Annotated in this window: 21 protein-coding genes; 7 read left to right on the top strand and 14 right to left on the bottom strand. The window is 70.5% G+C overall.

Going from position 1 to position 21,623, the window contains the following annotated elements; genetic code table 11:
- Window positions 1–21: 21 nt before the first annotated feature.
- Window positions 22–1,560 (top strand): aldehyde dehydrogenase family protein, encoded by a 1,539-nt coding sequence (locus FDA94_RS09575; protein WP_137246682.1) that lies wholly within the window; start codon window positions 22–24, stop codon window positions 1,558–1,560.
- Window positions 1,561–2,053: 493 nt separating this feature from the next.
- Here FDA94_RS09575 and FDA94_RS09570 read toward each other — a convergent pair whose 3' ends face one another.
- Window positions 2,054–3,463: a hypothetical protein gene (locus FDA94_RS09570; RefSeq protein ID WP_137246681.1), complete on the bottom strand. Its 1,410-nt coding sequence runs from the start codon at window positions 3,461–3,463 to the stop codon at window positions 2,054–2,056.
- Window positions 3,464–3,504: 41 nt separating this feature from the next.
- Window positions 3,505–4,074: a dihydrofolate reductase family protein gene (locus FDA94_RS09565; RefSeq protein ID WP_137246680.1), complete on the bottom strand. Its 570-nt coding sequence runs from the start codon at window positions 4,072–4,074 to the stop codon at window positions 3,505–3,507.
- A gap of 141 nt (window positions 4,075–4,215) precedes the next feature.
- On the opposite strand from FDA94_RS09565, the gene FDA94_RS09560 reads away from it, so the two are divergent.
- Genes FDA94_RS09560 through FDA94_RS09545 form a run of 4 tightly spaced genes read left to right on the top strand, consistent with a single transcriptional unit; the run spans window position 4,216 to window position 7,664 of the window.
- Window positions 4,216–4,470, top strand: a complete 255-nt coding sequence (locus FDA94_RS09560) for a hypothetical protein (RefSeq protein ID WP_137246679.1) — start codon at window positions 4,216–4,218, stop codon at window positions 4,468–4,470.
- A 59-nt stretch (window positions 4,471–4,529) separates the two neighbouring features.
- Window positions 4,530–5,597, top strand: coding sequence for a glycosyltransferase (locus FDA94_RS09555; protein ID WP_137246678.1), 1,068 nt, complete (start codon window positions 4,530–4,532; stop codon window positions 5,595–5,597).
- Window positions 5,594–6,742, top strand: coding sequence for a glycosyltransferase family 4 protein (locus tag FDA94_RS09550; protein ID WP_137246677.1), 1,149 nt, complete (start codon window positions 5,594–5,596; stop codon window positions 6,740–6,742). Before FDA94_RS09555 ends, FDA94_RS09550 begins: the two co-directional genes overlap by 4 nt.
- Window positions 6,720–7,664, top strand: coding sequence for a DNA polymerase domain-containing protein (locus tag FDA94_RS09545; protein WP_137246676.1), 945 nt, complete (start codon window positions 6,720–6,722; stop codon window positions 7,662–7,664). The genes FDA94_RS09550 and FDA94_RS09545 overlap by 23 nt, the downstream gene beginning before the upstream one ends.
- Here the strand turns inward: FDA94_RS09545 and FDA94_RS09540 are convergent.
- Window positions 7,661–8,935, bottom strand: coding sequence for a carotenoid oxygenase family protein (locus FDA94_RS09540; RefSeq protein ID WP_281286550.1), 1,275 nt, complete (start codon window positions 8,933–8,935; stop codon window positions 7,661–7,663). The genes FDA94_RS09545 and FDA94_RS09540 overlap by 4 nt on opposite strands.
- An 89-nt stretch (window positions 8,936–9,024) precedes the next feature.
- Here FDA94_RS09540 and FDA94_RS09535 point away from each other — a divergent pair, with 89 nt between their 5' ends.
- On the top strand, window positions 9,025–9,579 hold the full coding sequence (locus tag FDA94_RS09535) for a PadR family transcriptional regulator (protein WP_137246674.1): 555 nt from the start codon (window positions 9,025–9,027) through the stop codon (window positions 9,577–9,579).
- On the opposite strand, the gene FDA94_RS09530 is transcribed toward FDA94_RS09535, so the two are convergent.
- Entirely contained in the window at window positions 9,580–10,713 is a 1,134-nt protein-coding gene (locus FDA94_RS09530; RefSeq protein WP_137246673.1) for a hypothetical protein, read from the bottom strand.
- 1 nt (window position 10,714) lies between these two features.
- Complete coding sequence (locus FDA94_RS09525; RefSeq protein WP_137246672.1) at window positions 10,715–11,203, bottom strand: NUDIX domain-containing protein; 489 nt, start codon at window positions 11,201–11,203, stop codon at window positions 10,715–10,717.
- A 37-nt stretch (window positions 11,204–11,240) separates the two neighbouring features.
- On the opposite strand from FDA94_RS09525, the gene FDA94_RS09520 reads away from it, so the two are divergent.
- Complete coding sequence (locus tag FDA94_RS09520; RefSeq protein ID WP_137246671.1) at window positions 11,241–11,777, top strand: cadmium resistance transporter; 537 nt, start codon at window positions 11,241–11,243, stop codon at window positions 11,775–11,777.
- On the opposite strand, the gene FDA94_RS09515 is transcribed toward FDA94_RS09520, so the two are convergent.
- From FDA94_RS09515 to FDA94_RS09475, 9 genes are all read right to left on the bottom strand, one after another.
- Window positions 11,755–12,087 carry a YnfA family protein gene (locus tag FDA94_RS09515; protein ID WP_137246670.1) on the bottom strand — a complete coding sequence of 111 codons (333 nt, stop codon included), beginning with the start codon at window positions 12,085–12,087 and terminating at the stop codon, window positions 11,755–11,757. The genes FDA94_RS09520 and FDA94_RS09515 overlap by 23 nt on opposite strands.
- Before the next feature lie 14 nt (window positions 12,088–12,101).
- On the bottom strand, window positions 12,102–13,262 hold the full coding sequence (locus FDA94_RS09510) for an NAD-dependent formate dehydrogenase (protein ID WP_137246669.1): 1,161 nt from the start codon (window positions 13,260–13,262) through the stop codon (window positions 12,102–12,104).
- A 99-nt stretch (window positions 13,263–13,361) separates the two neighbouring features.
- Complete coding sequence (locus tag FDA94_RS09505; protein WP_137246668.1) at window positions 13,362–14,282, bottom strand: LysR family transcriptional regulator; 921 nt, start codon at window positions 14,280–14,282, stop codon at window positions 13,362–13,364.
- A 56-nt stretch (window positions 14,283–14,338) separates the two neighbouring features.
- The gene (gene araA / locus FDA94_RS09500) at window positions 14,339–15,814 is read right to left on the bottom strand and encodes an L-arabinose isomerase (RefSeq protein WP_137246667.1); all 1,476 of its coding nucleotides are present in this window, start codon (window positions 15,812–15,814) and stop codon (window positions 14,339–14,341) included.
- Window positions 15,811–16,458 (bottom strand): L-ribulose-5-phosphate 4-epimerase, encoded by a 648-nt coding sequence (locus FDA94_RS09495; RefSeq protein WP_137246666.1) that lies wholly within the window; start codon window positions 16,456–16,458, stop codon window positions 15,811–15,813. Before FDA94_RS09495 ends, araA begins: the two co-directional genes overlap by 4 nt.
- On the bottom strand, window positions 16,455–18,056 hold the full coding sequence (gene araB / locus FDA94_RS09490; RefSeq protein WP_137246704.1) for a ribulokinase: 1,602 nt from the start codon (window positions 18,054–18,056) through the stop codon (window positions 16,455–16,457). Before araB ends, FDA94_RS09495 begins: the two co-directional genes overlap by 4 nt.
- Before the next feature lie 7 nt (window positions 18,057–18,063).
- Window positions 18,064–19,059, bottom strand: coding sequence for a galactofuranose ABC transporter, permease protein YjfF (yjfF, locus tag FDA94_RS09485; RefSeq protein ID WP_170990860.1), 996 nt, complete (start codon window positions 19,057–19,059; stop codon window positions 18,064–18,066).
- Window positions 19,056–20,087: an ABC transporter permease gene (locus FDA94_RS09480; RefSeq protein ID WP_137246665.1), complete on the bottom strand. Its 1,032-nt coding sequence runs from the start codon at window positions 20,085–20,087 to the stop codon at window positions 19,056–19,058. Before FDA94_RS09480 ends, yjfF begins: the two co-directional genes overlap by 4 nt.
- Complete coding sequence (locus FDA94_RS09475) at window positions 20,084–21,583, bottom strand: sugar ABC transporter ATP-binding protein (protein WP_137246664.1); 1,500 nt, start codon at window positions 21,581–21,583, stop codon at window positions 20,084–20,086. The genes FDA94_RS09480 and FDA94_RS09475 overlap by 4 nt, the downstream gene beginning before the upstream one ends.
- Between the last annotated feature and the right edge of the window lie 40 nt (window positions 21,584–21,623).

Raw genomic sequence — 21,623 nt, 5'->3', positions numbered from 1 at the left:
CCGACTGAGAGGACGACAGACATGCCGCTCATGCTCAAGCCGGGCACGGCCTGGTCCGACGCCTACGGCCGCTGTGTCGACCTGGCCCCCGAGGCGTTCAACGACGACCGGGTGCTCAACCACTGGGGAGGCATCTGGCACCGCGACGGCCGCACCACCCCCGCCGTCACCCCGATCGACGGCACGACCATCGCCGGCCCGCCCCGCCTCGACCGCTCGGCGGCGGCGCGGGCCGTCCACGCGGCCGTCGACGAACACCGCCGCTGGCGGCACACCCCCGTGGCCGAACGCGCCGCCCGGGTGACGGCCGCGCTCGACGCGATGGAGGCCCACCGCGACCTGCTGTCGCTCCTGCTGGTCTGGGAGATCGGCAAACCGTGGAAGCTCGCGACCGCCGACGTCGACCGGTGCATCGAGGGCGTCCGCTGGTATGTCGGCGAGATCGCCCGCATGACCGACGGCCGCGTCCCCCTGGCCGGTCCGGTCTCCAACATCGCCAGCTGGAACTACCCGATGAGCGTGCTGATGCACGCCATGCTGGTGCAGGTCCTGGCCGGCAACGGGGCCATCGCCAAGACCCCCACCGACGGCGGCCTGGCCTGCCTCACCCTGGCGACGGCCCTCGCGGTCCGCGAGGGCCTGCCGCTGACCCTCGTGTCGGGCAGCGGGTCGGAGCTGTCGCGGGTGCTGGTGCGCGGCCAGGAGATCGGCTGCGTGTCCTTCGTCGGCGGCCGCGACACCGGCGGCCAAGTCGCCACGTCGCTGGCCGACCTCGGGCGGCGGCACATCCTCGAACAGGAGGGCCTCAACTGCTGGGGGGTCTGGGAATACAGCGACTGGTCCACCCTAACCGGCCAGATCCGCAAGACCTACGACTACGCCAAGCAGCGCTGCACCGCCTACCCGCGGTTCATCGTGCAGCGGTCGGCCTTCGACCACTTCCTGGCCGCCTACCTGCCCGCCGTGCAGGGAGTGCGGTTCGGCCACCCCCTCGCCGTCGAGTCGCCCGACGACCCGCTGCCGGAGCTCGACTTCGGGCCGTTGATCAACAACGCCAAGGTGAAAGACCTGGCCGACCAGGTCGACGAGGCGATATCCAAGGGCGGCGTGCCACTGTTCCGGGGAGCGCTGGATGACGGGCGGTTCCTGCCAGGGCAGGACATCTCGGCCTACATGGCCCCGGTGGCGATCCTCACCCCGCCCCGCTCGTCACCGCTGTTCCACGCCGAACCGTTCGGTCCCGTCGACACGGTGGTGCTCGTCGACACCGAGGCCGAACTGCTGGCGGCGATGAACGCCAGCAACGGAGCGCTGGTGGCGACCATCTCGTGCGACGACACCCGAACCGCGTCGCGGCTCGCGTCGGAGGTGCGGGCGTTCAAGGTCGGCCACAACGCGCCCCGGTCGCGCGGTGACCGGGAGGAACTGTTCGGCGGCTTCGGCCAGTCGTGGCGGGGAGCCTTCGTGGGGGGTGAGCTGCTGGTCCGCGCGGTGACCCAGGGTCCCGCCGACGAACGGCTACCGGGGAACTTCGGGAACCAGACGCTGTTACCGGCGTAGAGGCGTGACCTGGCGGCGGCGTCAAACTCGGGGCCGACCCGCCGCCAGGCCACTCGCCGAGGTCTCTCGATGGCCGTTGGCCCACATCACGCGGCCTCCCTTGATCGCCGTTCGCCCGTTTCGTGGCGCTCTGCTTGCGCGTCGGTCTGCGCAGCTCGCGCGGTTCGTCGCCCTGTCTCCGGGGCCGCGGCACTCAGTCCTTTCCGTTACGGCTCCGCCTGGTCGGCACCGCCCGCCGTCCGGGGCCGGCTGGCGGGCGGCGGCAACCGGCCGTTAAGGATCGCGCCGTTTCGGGGTGCCCGGTTCTGGGTGTGCCGGTTCGGGTCGTGCGGGTTCCGGGTTGCGGCGTTTCGAGTGGTGCCGCTTTGAGTTCGCTTCAGGTCGCGTCGCCATGGGTGCCGGCGAGGCACTCCCCTCCCCGGGGCACGGCGTTATGTGGACGGGGCGTTCGTGGTTCTGCCCTTGGGTGGTGTCAGGCCGCGATCGCGGCTGGTTACCAGGCCAGGTCGGCCGGCGGCTCTCGGCCCTCCCAGACCACGTGTCGCGGGAGGTTCAGGTCTCCCGCCGCCTCGGGGTTCTCGTTCAAGGCCCGCAGGTCCACGCGCACGATCTGGTAGTCGGGGCTGTGGGAGGAGTCGAGCAGGGGCTGCGGATTCTCCATCCCGACCAGGAGGGCCGTGCCGGTCGCGTCCAAGGCCATCGACATGATGCGGTTCCCGGCTGTGAGGATCGTGGCGAGTTTTCTGTCGCCGCGGTGCACTCCGATCGTCCGCGTCGGGGAGGTGGTGTGCACCGCGAGGTGGCGGCCGTCGGGCAGGATGATCTCGGTCGGAGAGGTCCGCGTCAGGACGTCCGGGGCTTCGCTCGGCCGTTCGCCTTTGGGGCCGATCGCGCCCGTGAAGTATCGGCGGACGCCGTTGACGTCGACCGCTCTGCCGTAGGCCACCCGGCCCGTGCCCGAGACGGCCACGCCCGCGACGATGCCCGCGAGCGGTGGTGTGAGGCTCTCGCGCAGCATGGCCTTTCCGTCGGCGTTCACGGTGAGGCGGTGCAGGCGGGAACTCCGGCCCCGAGGGCCGAGGACGGCCGTGACGTAGTGGCCGGCCTCGCGGTCGCGGGTGACGGCGGTGAACGTCGCCGAGTCGAGCGATCTCGGTGGCCACACCACGTCGGAGATGCGGCCGGTCGTCAGGTCGACGACATAGAGCTCGCCGGTGCCGTCGCTCCAGTTCTTCGGCTCCGCGTAGGAGTTCAGGAGGGCGTACCGATGAGTTCCGTCGGCCGTGAGGGCGGGGCCCAGATAGATCTTGGCGGCGCGGTCCTTGACGATCGGCAGGGCGGCGATGACGAGTACGGCGGCCAGCGGCAGAGCCACGACCGACCACCCGGGCCGGGCCTGCGCGGCGACCGCGCCGGCCACGAGGAGAGGCAGGATCGGGCTCTGCGCCCAGGTGAGAAGGGCTGTCAGGCTCATCGACCGGGGCGTGAGGCCGAACTGGCGCATGGTGCACTCGTCGAGCGGGACCGGGTTAAGGTCCAGTGACACGAGGGCGACGGCGGTGAGTGCCACGACGAAGGCCCAGCGGGCGGCCCGCAGGTGGGCCTCGTCGGTGCCGGTCTTCCGCAGGCCCAGGATCGGGAGCAGGAAGAGCAGTGGCAGGGCGCGGGTGAGGTCGTCGCCGATTCCCCGGGCGAACCACTCGACGCGGTCGGTCGACGTCGGTTCGTCGACCATGGTCGAGGGGCAGGCGATGGGGACGACGTCGTATCCGGGCGCCCACTGCAGGAACTCGAACGTCACGGAGTAGAGGGCGGGCTGGACCGCGGTCATGACGGCGATCCACCACCAGAACGTCGGATCACGCCAAGGGGAGGTCGACAGCTCCCGTAAGCCGGTCGGCACCCTCGTAACTTAGCGATCTCCGAGGTCGCCCGGTCTGCGTCTCAGAAGCCCATCGGGTTCTCGGGGATGTCGGCCCTGGCGTAGATCTGGTGGGTCACGCCGTTCTTGAAGACCTTCAGGTCGACCAGTTCCAGCCCCAGCCGCTCGCCGTCGTCGAAGAGGCGCTTCTTGCCCTCGCCCACGATGATCGGGTGGACCAGCAGCCGCAGTTCGTCGAGCAGGCCCTGCCGCAGCAGCCACATGACCAGGGTGCCGCTGCCGGTGATCGAGATGTCCTTGCCCTCGGCGGCCTTCAGGTCGCGGATCTGCGCCGCCACGTCGCCGGAGATGATCGACGAGTCGGCCCAGGTGGTCTCGGTCAGGGTGTCGGACACGACGTACTTGCGGACGTTGTTGATGAAGCTGGAGAACGGCACCTCCGGGCCCTGGGAGGGCCAGTAGCTCTGGAAGTCGGTGAAGGTCCGGCGGCCGAACAGGACGGCGTCGGCGTTGGCGACGGTGCCGCTGACCGCTTCGCCCATCTCGTCGTTGAAGTAGGGGAAGTGCCACTGGTCGGGGGCCTCCACGACGCCGTCGAGGGAGATGAAGAGGCCCGAGATGATCTTCCGCATGTCTGCTCCTTGGAGGGTTGGTCCCCTTGGCGGGGGCCGGTAGCCATAGCTTTTCACCGACAACTTTTCTTGTCAAGAACAATCCAGTGTTCGGATGGGGTCGCGTGTTCATCCATCCCCCGTACGGGCACAAATCGGATCATGGCCATGGTTGAGCCCCACGACATCCGGTCCCTGCTCGCCTCCGAGATTCCCGACGCCGCGCTGGTCGTCGACGACGGGAGGGTGCGCATCGTCAGCCAGGAGCACGCTCACCACGCCGTCGTCGTGGTCACGAAGCAGACCCTCGTCGACAAGCTCGACGCCGGCGGCATGTCACCCGACGAGCTCACCGACGACCACGTCAAGCACATGGCGGCGGCGCTCGATCAGCTCGCCCAGAAACCCGGCGTTTAGCCTCGCTGCGGTCATTCGGCCTTTTCGGGTGATTTACTCTCGGTTGCCACACTCCAGCCGTGAAGATCGTGCGGCTCGCCAACTTCGTCACCGCGACCTCTGGTGGGCTGCGCACCGCACTGGCCGAGCTCGGGGCGGGATACCTCGCCGCGGGACATGAGCCGTTCCTCATCGTGCCCGGGTCGATCGCGTCGGTCCGGGAGTCGGAGTCGGGGCCGGTCATCACCCTGCCCGGGCGGATCGTGCCGGGGACCGGCGGCTATCAGGTCATCACTGCGCGCGGGGCGGTCCGGCGCGTGCTCGAACAGATCAGGCCCGACCGGATCGAGGTCTCCGACCGGTCGACGCTGCGGTGGACCGGGCGCTGGGCGCGGGAGCGCGGGGTCGGGTCGGTCATGGTCTCGCACGAGAGCCTCGCCGCGCTGCTGCCGCCGCTCGCCGATCCGCTGAACCGGGCCACCGCGCGGGCGTACGACACCGTCGTCTGCACGACCAACTGGGCGGCGGCCGAGTTCCGCAGGATCGGCGCGCCGAACATCACCCATGTCCCCCTGGGCGTGGACCTCGACCGGTTCGCCCCCGACCACTTCGATCAGGCCACCCGCGACCGGCTGGCCCGCCCCGACCAGGTGCTGCTGGTCGTCTGCTCCCGGCTGTCGATCGAGAAGAGACCCCACCGGGCCGTCGACGCCCTCGCGGAGCTGCGGCGCCGCGGGGTGAACGCGGTGCTCGCGGTGGCGGGCGAGGGACCGCTGCGGGCCCGGCTGGAACGCCGGGCCGCGGGACTGCCGGTCAGGTTCCTCGGTCATCTCACCGACCGGGCCGGTCTCGCCGCTCTGCTGGCGACCGCCGACGTCGCCCTCGCCCCGGGCCCCGCCGAGACGTTCGGCCTGGCCGCACTGGAGGCGCTGGCCTCCGGGACCCCGGTGGTGGCCGATCGGCGCAGCGCCCTCGGAGAGGTCATCGGCCCTGCGGGGAGATGCGTCTTCGGTCATCCCGGGGCGTACGCCGACGCCGTGCAGGATCTGCTCGGCCGCGACGACCGCCGGGATCTGGCGCGGCGACGCGCCGAACGCTTCAGCTGGGCCGCCTCGGTGGCCGGATTCCTGAAGGTGCACTCGACATGAGGGTCGCCGTCATCTCCGAATCGTTCCTGCCCCAGGTCAACGGGGTGACGAACTCCGTCTGCCGCCTGCTCGACCACCTCGCCGCCAACGGCCACGAGGCGCTCGTCATTGCTCCCGACCCTGGGCCGGCCAGCTACGCGGGGTTCCCCGTCGTGGCCACGCCGGCCCTCGCCCTGCCCTTCTACCGTGACTTCCGCGCCGGGCTGCCGAGCCGCCTGGTGCTGCGCACGCTGCGGCGGTTCCGGCCGGACATCATCCATCTCGCCTCCCCGGCGGTGCTCGGCGCGTCCGGGATCCGGGCCGCGAGCCGCCTCGGCATCCCCGTCGTCGCGGTGTTCCAGACCGACCTGGTGGGCTTCGCCCGCCAGTACGGCCTGCGCGTCGCCGGTCCGTTCATCTGGCGGCGCCTGCGCGCCATCCACGGGGCGGCCGCCCGCACCCTGGCCCCGTCGAGCGCGACGCTGAACGAGCTGCGCGCCAACGGCATCCCCCGGCTGGCCCGCTGGGGCCGCGGCGTCGACCTGACCGGGTTCCATCCCGGCCGGCGCTCCGACGCCCTGCGCGAAGAGCTGGCGCCCGGCGGCGAGGTCGTCGTCGGGTACGTCGGCCGGGTCGCCGCCGACAAGCGGGTGCACCTGCTGGCCGGGGTCGCCGACATCCCGGGCGTGAGACTCGTGGTCGTCGGCGACGGACCGGCCAGGGAGGCGCTCGGGAAGCTCATCCCGCGCGCCGTCTTCACCGGGCTCAAGACCGGCTCGGCGCTGCACGAACTGGTCGCCTCGTTCGACGTGTTCGTGCACCCGGGCGGCAACGAGACCTTCTCCCAGGCGGTCCAGGAGGCCCTCGCCTCCGGGGTTCCGGTGGTGGCGGCGGCTGCGGGCGGGCCGCTCGACCTGGTTCGCGACGGCCGTACCGGACTGCTCTACAAGGCCGACGAGCCCGCCGCGATGCGCGGCGCGGTCGAACGGCTGGTCGCCGACGCCGACCTGCGGCGGCGGATGGGCGAGGCGGCGCGGGCGTCGGTCGAAGACCGGACCTGGAACGCCGTCTGCGCGGAACTTCTCACGCACTACCGGGAGGTGCTGCTCGAAACGGACGCGCGCGACGACCTAGTGTTGACGGATGGCCAAGGGCGAGAAACGTGACGGCGTCGAGCTGACCAACCTCGACGTCCAGCTCTTCGACGGCGCGAACGCGACGAAGCGCGACCTGATCGACTACCTCGACGCCGTCTCGGCGCGGATGCTGCCCGGCCTGCGTGACCGGCCGCTGTCGGTCATGCGGGTCAGGCCCGGCCAGCCGCCCTTCATGCAGAAGAACCTGCCCAAGTACGCCCCCGACTGGATCCGCACCGAGGAGATCTGGGCCGAGGCGTCCAAGCGCGAGGTGCACTATCCGGTCTGCGACGACCGGCGCACCCTGCTCTGGTTCGGCAACCAGCGCGCGGTCGAATACCACGCGCAGCTCTACCGGTCGTCGGACGACGTCCACCAGACCCATCTGGTCCTCGACCTCGACCCGCCCGAGGGCGCGGGCTTCGACGTGGTGGTGAAGGCCGCCGCGCTGGTACGCCAGGCGCTGGCCGACACCGGCCTAGAGGCGGCCGTGAAGACGAGCGGCTCGAAGGGCGTCCACATCCTGGTGCCGCTGGCCGGCGCCCCGTCGTTCGAGGACGTGGCCGCCGCCACCCGCGCCCTGGCGGTCCGGGCAGAGAAGCTGGGGCCCGAGATCGCGACGACCGCGTTCATCCGCGAAGACCGCGAGGGGAAGGTCTTCCTCGACTCGACCCGCGCCGGGGGCGCGACGATCGTCGCGGCCTACTCGCCCCGGATCAGACCCGAGGTGCCGGTCTCCCACCCCGTGGCCTGGGAGGACCTGGAATCGGTCACGCCTCAGGACTTCACCATCAGGACGCCGCTCCCCGACGACGACCTGTGGGCGGCCCTGATGCCCGAGCCGCAGACCCTGCCCGCCGAGCTGATCGAGCACGGCCACACGATCCCGGTGGCCCGGGTGCAGGCGATGCACGAGGGCAAACGCCGGGCGAAGGCCCGCCGGGAGGCCTAGTCGGCCAGCCAGTGGCCGTGGAAGCCGCGCGGCACCCGGCGCGGGAGGTGGACCGAGGCGACGTGGCCGAGGTCTTGGGCGTCGAGGACCAGCAGGTCGGAGCCCTGGTCGGTGAAGACGAGGGAGACCAGCCAGCCGTCGTCCTCGGCGGTGCCCCGGGGTACGAAGACGGCCTCTCCCGGCCCGTTCGCCTCGTGGACCCGGACGGCGCCGGAGGTCAGGTCGTACTTGACGATCTCCCCGCCTCCCGCCGCGTAGACGTAGCGGCCGGGCAGCCCGGTGTGGGCGTCGTTGATCGTCGGGAACTCGACGGTGCGGTCGTCGAGCTGCTCCTCCCTGGCGGTGGCGCCGGAGATGGTCCAGCGGTGGAGGCGCGACCCGATCACCTCGTGGACGGGGTTCGGGCTGCCGCTGATGTGTCCCCACATGCCGGTGAAGGTTCCGGGTGAGTAGCGGACCGCGTCGACGACGATGTTCCCGGCCGCGTCCTCGCGGGCGTTGCCGACGTGGAAGACGTAGCAGGGGTCGACGTCGACCCAGGTCACCGGGCCGCCCGTCTTGCGCATGTAGCCGATGCGGGCGCCGTAGTGGTCGTCCCAGCGGTAGGGCATGCCCTCGCCCTTGAACGCCAGGTCGAGGTCGAACACGACGGGCAGGTCGAGCCAGACCACGTAGTTCTCGGTGATCGCGAAGTCGTGCATCATGGTCGGCCCGGGAACCGGAATCTCGCGGCTCTCGACCAGGACGCCGTCCTTCGACAGGCGGTGGTAGGTCAGGTAGGGCGCGAAGAAGCCGTAGCCGAAGGCGAACAGCTCGCCGGTGATCGGGTCTTCCTTCGGGTGGGCCGTCATCGCGGTGGTGAGCCTGCCGCCGAAGTCGACCGGGCCGATCGTGTCGAGCTCGGGTGACATCTCGTAGGGCAGTCCGGCCTCGACCAGGGCGTAGACGCGGTCGTTGTGCCGGATCACGTTGGTGTTGGCCGGGACCACCGCCAGGTCGAAGTTGCCCTGGTCGTCGACGTAGACGCCCTTCTTGGTCTTGACCCACCGGTTGCGGTACCACTCGGCCCGGCCGTCGCGGAGCCGGACGCCGTGGATCATGCCCGGCCCGGTGAACCAGTGACCGGGATCCTGGCCCGGCAGCGGGTTGGGGCCGTTGCGGAAGTAGCGGCCGGTCAGCTCGGGTGGCAGGGTGCCGGTGATCGGCAGGTCGAACGCCTCGATCTCGTCGGGGACCGGTGCGAGTTGCCCTTCCAGGTACGTCTTCGCCATGTCGCGCTCCTCTGACATTCCAGTAGTGACATGTCGAAGGTAGACGTTCCAATAGAGACATGTCAACGAGGATAGGTAGGGTTCGGGACATGAGCCTGCGCCACGCCCTGCTCGGGCTCCTGTCAGAGGACCCGGCGAGCGGCTACGACCTGCTGAAACTCTTCGAGAACTCGCTCGCCAACGTGTGGCCGGCGACGCAGAGCCAGCTCTATGGGGAACTCGGCCGCCTCGCCGACGCCGGGCTGATCACGGTGCGGTCAGAGGGGGCCCGGGGACGCAAGGAGTACGCCGTCACCGACGCCGGACGCGAGGAACTGCGCCACTGGCTGCTCGACGTTCCCCCGGTGCCGATCAGGCGCTACGACATGCTGCTGCGGGTCTTCTTCTTCGGCCAGATCTCCGCCGACGACGCCATCGCCTACCTGCGCGAACAGCAGCAGGCGGCAGCGGCCGAGGGAGAGCGCCTGGCCGAGCTGGGCAAGATGATCGCGCCCCACCAGGACAACTTCACGGTCTACGGGCGGCTGGCCCTGGAATGGGGCCTGCGCTCCAGCCGCCTGCACCAGGAATGGGCCGAGTGGGCCATCGGCGAGGTCAAGGCCCACGACCCGGCGGCGAACACCGACCCCTGCGAACCCGGCTGATCAGCCCAGGATCCGGCGCAGGCGTTCCCTGGCCGGGCCGCGCAGCCGCGCCAGCCAACGCGTCAGCACGGTCTCGCCGAACCCCTGGATCAGCACCTTCTCCTCGTGCGGGGTCAGGTCGCCCTCCAGACGTTCCTCCACCGCCGGGAGCAGGTCGTCGGCGAACGGGGCGGCCGTGCGGAGCACCAGGTCGCGGCTGACGTTCTGCTCGACCCAGTCGGGCGGCGCGTTCACGTAGCCGCCCAGCGGGCCGGCGATCATCCGCTGCAGCGCCGGTACGCAGCGCGGGTCGCCCTGCTTCACCAGCACGCACATCGCGATCTCACCCAGATCGGGGTCGTCGGCGAGCTCGGCCACCCGGTCGAGGTAGCCCGGTTCGTCGATCCAGGCCACGATGTTCCGCAGCGCCGCCTGCCGCACGCTGAAGTCGGGATGGTCGGTCAGCGCCAAAACCAACGGGCCCAGGGAGCGGCCGTGGTCGCTCTGGGCGGCCAGACCGGCCGCCTCCCAGCAGCAGGCCGCCGGCGGGCGCTTGCGGCTGAGCAGGATGGTCAGCAGACGGCCCAGCGCCTCGGGGCGGCAGCGCAGCCGCTCGCACACCACGCCGGTCACCGTGTCCCATTCGGGGTCCATCCACGGCAGCCGTTCGGCACAGTCGGCCACGCCGTTCTCGGCGCACAGGGCGAGCGCGGCGACCGACGCGTCGTCGGTCTCGCCGGCCCGGATCAGCAGCCCGAACGCCGCGCCGAAGCGCAGCTCCGGATGTTCGGAGCGCAGATGGCCGCGGACGAAGGGGACCTGGGCGGGGTGCCGCGACAACGCGACCAGGGTCGCCATCCCGGCGGCCGTGTCGGGCTCGACCTCCATGTGGCCGCGCAGCACCGGGCCGAGGGCGGGGTCGGGGACGTACGAGAGCGCGAAGGCCACCACCCGCCGCAGCCCGGGTGAGGGGTGGCCGAGCAGGTCGAGCAGCCGGGGCACGTCGCACGTCACGGCGGCCAGCCGCGCGGACCACGGCCCGGCGGGGGAGGCGTCGACCTCGTCGGCGAGCCAGCGCAGGCCGGCGGCGCTCGCGGTGCCAGGTTCGTCGCCCGAGGTGCCGAAGTCCCGGACGACGTCGTCGGCGGCGAACACGCTACGTCGCGGCGAAGTAGGCGGCCATGACCTGCGAGTGCAGGGGGAACGCCAGCTCTTGCGGCTCCTTCACGACCAGCCACTCGGAGGTCTCCGGAGTGGGGGCGAACACCGGGAGGTCCGTGCTCGACAGGGCGGGGCCCCGGCCGAAGACGAGGACGGTGCCGTCGGGGGCGCTGAGCACGTCGAACAGCGTCACGTCGGCGGCGGAGACCGTGATGCCGGTCTCCTCGAACAGTTCGCGGGCCGCGGCCTGCTGCCACGACTCGCCGAGGTCGATGAAACCGCCCGGGAGGGCGAGCTGCCCGAGCCGGGGCTCGATCGCCCGCCGGATGACGAGCAGGCCCTCGTCGACCGGCAGGACCATGACGGCCACCGGCAGCGGGTTCTGGTAGGAGGTGTTGCCGCAGGCGGCGCAGAGGCGGGGCCAGGGCTGGTCGAGCGCGTAGGAGGCGCCGCAGAAGGTGCAGTGTGAGTTCCGGATCGCCACCTGCTGAGCGTATCCGGAAAAGGTGCAGGATAGCCGGGTGAACGCGGGCACCGTCGGCCAGGCCATCGGCCTGTTCGCCATTACGAATGTGGACGATCTCGTCCTGATCGCTCTCTTCTTTTCCCAGACCACCGCTTTCCGCATCGTTCTGGGGCAATACCTCGGATTCGCCGCGATCCTCGCCGTCTCGGTGGTGGTCTCGATCGGCGCGGCGGCGCTGCCCGGCGACCTCGTCAGGTGGCTCGGGTTGATCCCGCTCGCGCTCGGCATCAGAGCGCTACTGAGCAAAGACGACGACGAAACGGAGAAAGCACCCACCGGGGTGCTCGCCATCGCCGGCATCACCCTCGCCAACGGCGGCGACAACATCGGCGTGTACGTCCCGGTCTTCGCCACCCAGGGCGTCGTCGTCTACGTGATCGTCTTCCTGGTCATGGTCGGCGTGCTCTGCCTGGTCGGCCGGTTCCTGGCCACCCGGCCCGTCGTCGCCCAGGCCCTGGCCAAGTGGGGGCACCTCGCCTTCCCGATCGTGCTCATCGGGATCGGGATCCTCATCCTCGTGGCGCATACATGATGACCAGCACCCCGAGCAGGCAGATCGCGGCCCCGGCCAGGTCCCACCGGTCGGGGCGGAAGCCGTCGAACACGATCCCCCACACCAGCGACCCGGCCACGAACACCCCGCCGTACGCCGCCAGGATCCGGCCGAACTCGGCCGAGGGCTGGAGCGTCGCGACGAACCCGTAGATCCCGAGCGCGATCACTCCGGCCCCGGCCCAGACGAGCCCGCGGTCTTCGCGGACCCCCTGCCAGACCAGCCACGCGCCGCCGATCTCGGCCACGGCGGCGATGGCGAACAGCACCAGGGAGCGAACGATCGTCACCCCGGTGACTGTAGTTACTCCTTGGTCGAGTACGAGTGGGCGCCCGCCCCCGCCAGGTGCCCTCCTTCCACGATCAGGTACTCCTCGCGGATCGGGCGGCCCTCGAAGAAGCACTCCAGGATCTCGCGGGTGCCCGCCGAGTAGCGGGCCTGGGCCGACAGGGAGGAGCCCGACATGTGCGGCGTCATCCCGTGGTGGGGCATGGTGCGCCACGGGTGGTCGGGCGGGGCCGGCTGCGGGAACCACACGTCGCCCGCGTAACCGGCCAGCCGGCCGCTCTGCAGGGCCCGCACGATCGCGTCGCGGTCGGTGATGCGGGCGCGGGCCGTGTCGATCAGGTAGGCGCCGCGCTTCATGGTCGACAGCAGCTCGTCGCCGAACAGGCCCTCGGTCTCGGGGTGGAGCGGGGCGTTGATCGTGACGACGTCGCACACCGGGACCATGTCGGCGGTGCTCTCGTGCCACGTCAGGTTCAGGCTCTCCTCGACCTCGCGGGGCAGCCGGTGCCGGTCGGTGTAGTGGAGGTGGACGTCGAACGGCGCCAGCCGCTTCAGCACGGCCAGCCCGATGCGGCCCGCCGCGACCGTGCCGACGTGCATGCCTTCGAGGTCGTACGACCGCTTGACGACGTCGGCGATGTTCCAGCCGCCCTCCTTGACGACCTCCCACGCGGGCAGGTAGTCGCGGACCAGCGAGAGGATCATCATCACGACGTGCTCGGCCACGCTGATGCTGTTGGAGTAGGTGACCTCGGCGACCGTGACGCCCTTCCGCACGGCCGCGTCGAGGTCGGTGTGGTCGGAGCCGATGCCGGCCGTGATGATCAGCTTCAGGTTGCGCGCCTTCTCGAACCGCTCCGCCGTCATGTACGCCGGCCAGAACGGCTGCGAGATCACGACGTCGGCGTCGGGCAGTTCGCGGTCGAACGTCGAGTCGGCGCCGTCCTTGTCGGAGGTGACGACCAGCGTGTGGCCCGCGCCTTCCAGGTATTCGCGGAGACCGAGCTCGCCCGAGACGCTGCCGAGCAGGACGCCGGGGGTGAAGTCGATCGCCGAAGGGGTGGGCAGGGTCTGCCCGCCGGGATATCCGCTCAGTTCCGGCAGTCCGTCGCGCGCGTATTCCTTCGGATAGCCGTCGACAGGGTCGTCGTAGAGCACACACAGGACCTTGGCCATGGGTATCGCCTCTCGTCCGCCAGGAGGTGGTCTAACCCCAGCCTTGAGGCGGCGTCATACCAGGTCAAAGCGTATGTGCCTGTCGTCGATAGGCCGCGCCTATCGGGCCAGGTGGCTCCGGAGCGTGGTGTCGAGGGCGTCGCGGAGGTCCAGGCCGCGGGCGACGTCGAGCAGCGCCCGCACCACCACCGGCTCGGGCGAGCGCTCGGCGGTGACCAGCCCGATCTGGGGCGAGTGCGACGGGGTCTCCATCGGGATGATCCGCATGCCGTCGGGGACGCCGATCATGTGCAGCCACGCGTGCGCGATCACGCTCGACCAGCGGTGGGTGGCGACGTGCGCGAACAGCGCCGACACGCTGTCGGTCTCGATCGCCGGGACCACCGCCGCCCCGGCGTCGTGGAACAGCTCGTCGAGGATGCGGCGGTTGCGCATCTCCTGGCCGAGCAGGCAGAGCGGCAGCGCCGCCACCTCCGTCCAGCGGGCCCTCGGGCGGTCGGCCAGGTCGCCGTCGTCGGGGGTGAGCAGCAGGTAGCGCTCCTCGTAGAGCGGGATGGCGCGCTCGCCGTCCTCGCCGTCGAGGTAGGTGAGGGCGGCGTCGATCTCGAAGTCGGTCAGCCGGCGGTGGATCTCCCGGGACGACAGGCTGCCGAGGGAGATGCGGGCGTGCGGGTGGCGTACACAGAAGGGGGTGGTGAGCAGTGACGCGGCCGCGAGAGCGGTGGGAATGGCGCCGAGGCGGAGCGTGCCGGAGACGCCGGCCCGCATCTGGCCGAGGTCGTCGCGCATGCCGTCGAGGTCGGCGAGGATGCGGTGGGCCCACAGGAGCACCCGCTCGCCCTCCTCGGTCAGGCCGGTGAACCGGCGGCCCCTTCTGACCAGGGTGACGTCGAGGTCGGTCTCGAGGCGGCGGATGCCGGCCGACAGAGAGGGCTGGGAGACGTGGCACGCCTCGGCGGCGCGGGCGAAGTGGCGCTCGCGGGCCAGCGCGACGAGATATTCCAGCTCGCGGAGCAGCATGCCCCCAACCTAAGCCGCCAGGCCGACGGGTGACCGTCGACCTGGCGGCCGGGGCGTCAGAATCCCTGCGACAGGCGGTAGTAGGCCTGGTTCCAGCGCAGTTCCTTGGCGAACTGGCGGGTGGTGGTGTTCGCGTCGATCAGGAGGAGCTCGACGCCGAGCATGTCGGCGAAGTCGTGCAGCTCCTCCGCGCCCACCGCCGCCGACAGCACCGTGTGGTGCGGCGCTCCGGCGGACAGCCACGACTCCGAGGAGGTGCGCAGGTCGGGGCGGGGCTTCCAGACCGCGCGGGCGACCGGGAGGTTGGGCAGGGCCTCCAGCGGCTCGACCACGTCGATCTCGTTGGCGATCAGGCGGAAGCGCTCGCCCATGTCGGCCAGGCCGATGACGACCGCCGGGCCGGGGGCCGCGTCGAAGACCAGGCGGACCGGGTCCTCCCGGCCGCCGATGCCGAGGGGGTGGATCTCGCACGACGGCTTCCCCGCGGCGATGCTCGGGCAGACCTCCAGCATGTGCGCGCCGAGGATGAGCTCCTCGTTCGGCGTCAGGTGGTAGGTGTAGTCCTCCATGAACGAGGTGCCGCCCCCGGGCACCATCGCCTTCAGAGTCCTGAGCAGGACCGAGGTCTTCCAGTCGCCCTCGCCGCCGAAGCCGTAGCCGTCGGCCATCAGGCGCTGCACCGCCAGGCCGGGGAGCTGGCGCAGGCCGCCGAGGTCCTCGAAGTTGGTGGTGAACGCCTTGAAGCCGCCCTCGGTCAGGAAGGTGCGCAGGCCGAGCTCGATCCGGGCGGCGTAGCGCAGCGACTCGTGCCGGGCGCCCTCGCTGCGCAGTTCGGCGGCGACGTCGTAGAGCTCCTCGTACTCCTTCACCAGGGCCGTCACGTCGGCGTCGGCCTGGGCGTCGACCACCGCGACCAGGTCGTTCACGCCGTAGGTGTTGACCGACACGCCGAAGCGGAGCTGCGCCTCGACCTTGTCGCCCTCGGTCACCGCCACGTCGCGCATGTTGTCGCCGAAACGGGCCAGCTTCAGCGAGCCGACCTCGGCCCGGCCGGCCGCCGCGCGCGCCCACGCCGAGATCCGCTCGGCCACCGCCGGGTCGGAGACGTGACCGGTCACGGTCTTGCGGGCCACCCCCAGGCGCGACTGCACGTAGCCGAACTCACGGTCGCCGTGGGCGGCCTGGTTCAGGTTCATGAAGTCCATGTCGATGGTCGCCCACGGCAGCTCGCGGTTGGCCTGCGTGTGCAGGTGCAGCAGCGGCTTGCGCAGGGCGTCCAGGCCGGCGATCCACATCTTCGCGGGGGAGAAGGTGTGCATCCAGGCGATGACGCCGCCGCACTCGTCGTCGGCGTTCGCGGCGAGCATCACGTTGCGGATGGACGTCGCGTCGAGGAGGACCGGCTTCCACTCCAGTTCGAACGGCAGGGCGTGGCCCAACTCCGTCGCGATCGCCCGCGACTGGTCGGCGACCTGGGCCAGAGTCTCGTCTCCGTAGAGGGACTGGCTGCCGGTCAGGAACCACAGTTTCACTTGGAACTCCTCTGTCCGTAGACGTTCTGGTAGCGGTCGTACAGAGCGTCGATGTGTTTCGGCTCGATGGGGATGACGGAGCCGAGCTGGCGGGCGACGTGCACGGTCCGGGCGACGTCCTCGCACATCACGGCCGCCTTCACGGCGGCTTTGGGGGTCGCGCCGATCGTGAAGACACCGTGGTTCTGCATCAGGACCGCCGGGGAGCGGTGGCCCTTCAGGGTGTCCACGAGGCCCCGGCCGATGTCGTCGCCGCCGATCAGGGCGAACGGGCCGATGGGGATCTCTCCGCCGAACTCGTCGGCCATCGCCGTCAGGACGCACGGGATCGCCTCACCGCGGGCGGCCCAGGCGGAGGCGTAGGTCGAGTGGGTGTGGACGACGCCGCCGACCTCGGGCATGTGCCGGTAGATGTAGGCGTGCGCGGCGGTGTCGCTGGAGGGCGCGTAGTCGCCCTCGACCAGGTTGCCGTCGAGGTCGCAGACGACCATCGTGTCGGGGGTCAGGTCGTCGTAGGAGACGCCGCTGGGCTTGATGACGAACAGGTCCTCGCCCGGGATCCGGCCCGAGACGTTGCCCGCCGTCCAGGCGACCAGGCCGTAACGGACCAGCTCCGAATGCAGGGCGCAGACGGTCTTCTTCACTTGGACGCCTCGTTCCGGATCGCGCGCAGCCGGTGGAGCACGGCCCCGTCGGCGAAGTGGTCGTGCAGGGTGCGGTATTCGGCGTAGAGCCGGTCGTAGGCGGCGGCCCGCTCGGGATCGGGGGTGTACGCCCCCGCGATCCGCTTGCCCATCGCCGCCGCCGCAGAGGGGATGTCGGGGTAGGCCCCGGCCGCCACGGCGGCGTGGATGGCCGAGCCCAGCGCCGGTCCCTGGTCGGAGTCGATCACCGACAGCGGCTTGCGCAGCACGTCGGCGTAGGTCTGCATGAGGAACGCGTTCTTCAGCAGGCCGCCCGCGACCACGAGTTCGTCGACCGGCACGCCGGAGGCCTCGAAGGTCTCCACGATGACCCGGCAGCCGAACGCGGTCGACTCCAGCAACGCCCGGTAGACGTCCTCCGGCTTGGTGGACAACGTCTGACCCACGACCACTCCCGAAAGATCGTGGTCGACGAGTACCGACCGGTTGCCGCCGAACCAGTCGAGTGCGACCAGTCCGTGCGCGCCGACGGCCTGCCCGGCCGCCAGAGACGTCAGATGTTCGTGGACGGACACGCCCGCCGCGGCGGCGTCGGCCACGTAGGAGGCGGGCACGTTGTTGTCGACGAACCAGGCGAAGATGTCGCCGACGGCCGACTGCCCGGCCTCGTAGCCCCACAGCCCTGGAACGATCCCGTCTCGTACGACGCCGCACATGCCCGGCACCTCGGCCAGGGTCTCGCCGTTCATGACCAGGCACGTCGAGGTGCCCATGATCGCGACCATCTGGCCCGGCCGCACGGCGTCGGCCGCCGCGGCCGTCACGTGGGCGTCGACGTTGCCGACCGCGACCGCGATGCCCTCGGGCAGCCCGGTCCACTCGGCGCCCTTGGCCGACAGCGACCCGGCCCGTCCGCCCAGCGGCGCCAGTTCGGCGCCGAGCTTGGCGGTGAAACCGGTGAACTCAGGGTTCAGCGCCGCCAGGAACTCCTCAGAGGGGTAGGCGCCGTCCTGGTAGATCGCCTTGTAGCCGGCGGTGCAGACGTTGCGCGTCTCGACGCCGCTGAGCTCCCAGATGATCCAGTCGGCCGCCTCGATCCAGCGGTCGGCCAGCGCGTAGAGCTCCGGGTCCTCTTCGAGCAGCTGGAGGCCCTTGGCGAACGCCCACTCCGAGGAGATCTTCCCGCCGTAGCGGGGCAGCCACGGCTCGTTCCTGGCGGCGGCCAGCTCGTTGATCCGGTCGGCGTGGGCCTGCGCCGCGTGGTGCTTCCACAGCTTGGGCCAGGCGTGCGGCCGGTCGGGGAACCGGTCGCTGAGCGGGGTTCCGTCGGCCAGGGCGGGCAGGATGGTGCAGGCGGTGAAGTCGGTGGCGATGCCGATCACCTCCGACGGCGCCACCCCGGCCGACTCGATCGCCTTGGGCACGGCGATGCGCAGCACGTCGCGCCAGTCGTCGGGCGATTGCAGCGCCCAGTCGGGGGTAGGTCCGGAGATCACCCCCCGGGCGTATTCATGGACGGCGGAGCCGAGTTCGGCGCCGTCCCGGACGCGGACCACCACGGCCCGGCCGGAAAGGGTGCCGTAGTCGACTCCCACCACATAACTGTCATCGTTCACGCGAGACTCCTGTCGTCACAATGAGGCGCTGGAGAAGGATGAAGACCAGGAGCAGGAGACCGATGACGATCTTGGTCCACCACGAGCTGAGGGTGCCCTCGAAGCTGATGACCGTCTGGATCAGCCCGAGCACGAGCACACCGAGAACCGTCCCGAGCAGGTAGCCCGAACCGCCGGTCAGCAGTGTGCCGCCGATGACGACCGCCGCGATGGCGTCGAGCTCCATGCCGACGGCGTGCAGGCCGTAGCCCGAGAGCATGTAGAACGAGAGCAGCAGGCCGCCGAGGGCGGAGCACAGGCCGCTGATGGTGTAGACGGCGATCTTGGTCCGGGCCACCGGAAGGCCCATGAGCAGCGCCGACTGCTCGTTGCCGCCGACCGCGTAGACGTTCCTCCCCAGCCGCGTGTAGTGCAGCGTGTACGTCGCCACGAGCACCACCGCCAGCGCGATCAGCACCGTGGGGGAGATCCACAGCTCGGGGGCCAGGTCGATCCGCGTCTGCGCGATGGCCGTGAAGGTGGGGTCGCTGATCGGGATCGAGTCGGTGCCGATCGTGTAGCACAGGCCACGGGCCAGGAACATCCCGGCGAGGGTCACGATGAACGGCTGGATCTCGAAGTAGTGGATGATCGCGCCCATCGCCGCGCCCAGCACCCCGCCGATCGCCAGGACCAGCAGGATCACCAGGAAGGACGGTGTCGACGGCAGCAGGGAGGCCGCGATCATCGTGGTCAGCGCCACCACCGAGCCGACCGACAGGTCGATGCCCCCCGTGAGGATGACGAAGGTCATGCCGACGGCCACGACCAGCAGGAACGCGTTGTCGATGAAGACGTTCAGGATGATCTGGCCGGTCGCGAAGCCCTCGTAGCGGATGCCGCCCGCCGTGAACATCGCGATGAACAGCGCCCCGGTGACCAGGACGGGCAGGTAGTTGCGCGGCAGCCGGCCGGGCAACTGGCGCGGGAGTGCCAGGGTTTTCACGTGCGGACCGTCACTTTCTCCCCGGCGGGCACCGTCGGCGGGGCCGGTTTTCTACGGGATCGGAAGACCTTGGCCCGGAACGCCGGCGACTGGAGCAGGCAGACGATCGTCACGACGAGCGCCTTGAACAGCAGCGTCGTCTCCGGCGGCACGCCGATGGAGTAGATCGTCGTGGTCAGGGTCTGGATGATGAGGGCGCCCAGGACCGTGCCGCCGAGGGAGAACCGGCCGCCGGCCAGCGAGGTGCCGCCGATGACGACGGCGAGGATGGCGTCGAGTTCGATCCACAGGCCGGCGTTGTTGCCGTCGGCGCTGGACACGTTGGAGCTGATCATCAGGCCGGCGACGCCGGCGCAGAGGGCGCAGAAGGCGTACACGACGATCAGCAGGCCGTGGGACCGGATGCCCGACAGGCGGCTCGCCTCGGCGTTGCCGCCGACCGACTCGATCAGCAGGCCGAGGGCCAGCCGCCGGGTGACGAACGCCATCAGCGCGAGCACGACGGCCACGATGATGATGCTGAACGGCAGGGTCAGCCAGTAGCCGCCGCCGATGAGCTTGTAGGGGTCGCTGTTGATCGTGATGATCTGGCCGTCGGTGATGAGCTGGGCCAGGCCGCGCCCGGCGACCATCAGGATCAGCGTCGCGATGATCGGCTGAATGCCGACGATGGCGACGAGGAAGCCGTTGCCGACGCCGAGCGCGACGGCCAGCCCGAGCGCGATGCCGATGGCGCCCAGGACGCCGCCGATCGAGTCCTGCGACGAGAGGGTGCTGATCTCCAGACAGGCCATCGCGCCGGTGATCGCCACCACCGAGCCGACCGACAGGTCGATGCCCCGGGTCGCGATGACCAGCGTCATGCCGAGCGCCACCAGGATGAGCGGGGCGCCGAAGCGGAAGATGTCGATCAGGCTGCCGTAGAGGTGGCCGTCCTTGATCTCGATCTGGAAGAAGTGGTCGGTGAAGATCAGGTTGACCAGGAGGAGGGCGGCCAGTATGCCCGCCGGCCAGGCGAGGCGCTTCATTTGGCTCCCCCGCTCGCGATGGTCTCCATGAGCACGTCCGTCGTCAGGGTGTCGTCGTTGGGCAGCTCGGCGACCAGCCGCCGGTCGCGGAGCACGGCGACCTTGTGGCTGAGGCGCAGCACCTCGTCGAGTTCGGCGGAGATGAACAGGACCGCCATGCCGCCGTCGGAGAGCTCGACGACCAGCTTCTGGATCTCGGCCTTGGCGCCGACGTCGATGCCCCGGGTGGGTTCGTCGAGGATGAGCAGGCGCGGTTCGAGGATGAGCCAGCGGGCCAGCAGCACCTTCTGCTGGTTGCCGCCGGACAGGTTCCTGATGAGCATCTCCGGGTTGTCCGGGCGGATGTTCAGCGCCTTGATGTACTTGGCGACCAGCTCGTCCTGCTTCTTGCGGGGCACCGGGCGGCTCCAGCCGCGCCGGGCCTGCAGTGCCAGGATGAGGTTCTCCCGTACGGTCAGCTCCGGGACCAGGCCCTCTTCGCGCCGGTTCTCCGAGCAGAACGCCACCCCCCGGGCCATCGCGCCGCGCGGGGTGCGCAGGGTGACCTGGTCGCCGCCGATGCGCAGGGTGCCGGACGCGGCGTGGTCGGCGCCGAACAGCAGCCGGGCGATCTCGGTGCGGCCCGAGCCGAGCAGCCCGGCCAGGCCCACGACCTCGCCCTCGTGGATGGTCAGCGAGAAGGGCGCCACCCGGCCGCCGAGATCGGTGGCCTCCACGAGCGGGTCGGAGGTGCGGGCGGGGGGCCGTTCGTCGAGGCGTTCCAGCTCGGCCAGCTCGCGGCCGATCATCTTGCCGACCAGTTCGACCTGGGGGAGTTCGGCGGTGACGTACTCGCCGACGAGACGGCCGTTGCGCAGGATCGTCATGCGGTCGGCGATCTCGTAGATCTGGTCGAGGAAGTGCGACACGAACAGGATCGCGATGCCCTGCTCCTTCAGGCGGCGCATCACCCGGAAGAGCTGCGCGACCTCGCCGGCGTCGAGGGAGGAGGTCGGCTCGTCGAGGATCAGCACCCGGGCGTCGATGTCGATGGCCCTGGCGATGGCCACCATCTGCTGGATCGCCAGCGAGTAGTGGCTCAGCGGCTTGGAGACGTCGATCGGCAGGTCGAGCTGCCTGAGCAGGGCGGTCGTCCGGCGCCGCATCTCGCCCCATTTGATGCGGCCGAACTTCCGGGGTTCGCGGCCGATGAAGACGTTCTCGGCGACCGACAGGTTCCGGCAGAGGTTGACCTCTTGGTAGACCGTGCTGATTCCGGCCTTCTGGGCCTCCAGCGGGCCGGCGAAGGCCACTCGGTCACCGGCCAGCTCGATCTCTCCGCTGTCGATCGAGTAGACCCCGGTCAGGACCTTGATGAGGGTCGACTTCCCGGCCCCGTTCTCGCCCATGAGGGCGTGCACCTCGCCGGGCAGCAGCCGGAAGTCCACGCCGTCCAGGGCCCGGACACCCGGGAACTCCTTGCCGATCCCGGTCATCCGCAGGATCGCTTCAGCCATGCGCATTCCTTCGATTGGAAAAGGGGCCGCCCCGATCTCA

Source organism: Herbidospora galbida (genome assembly GCF_005233835.1).
GTDB classification, from domain to species: Bacteria; Actinomycetota; Actinomycetes; order Streptosporangiales; family Streptosporangiaceae; genus Herbidospora; species Herbidospora galbida.
The sequence above is the reverse complement of the archived record's forward strand: the minus strand, read 5'-3'. Positions and strand labels throughout refer to the sequence as shown.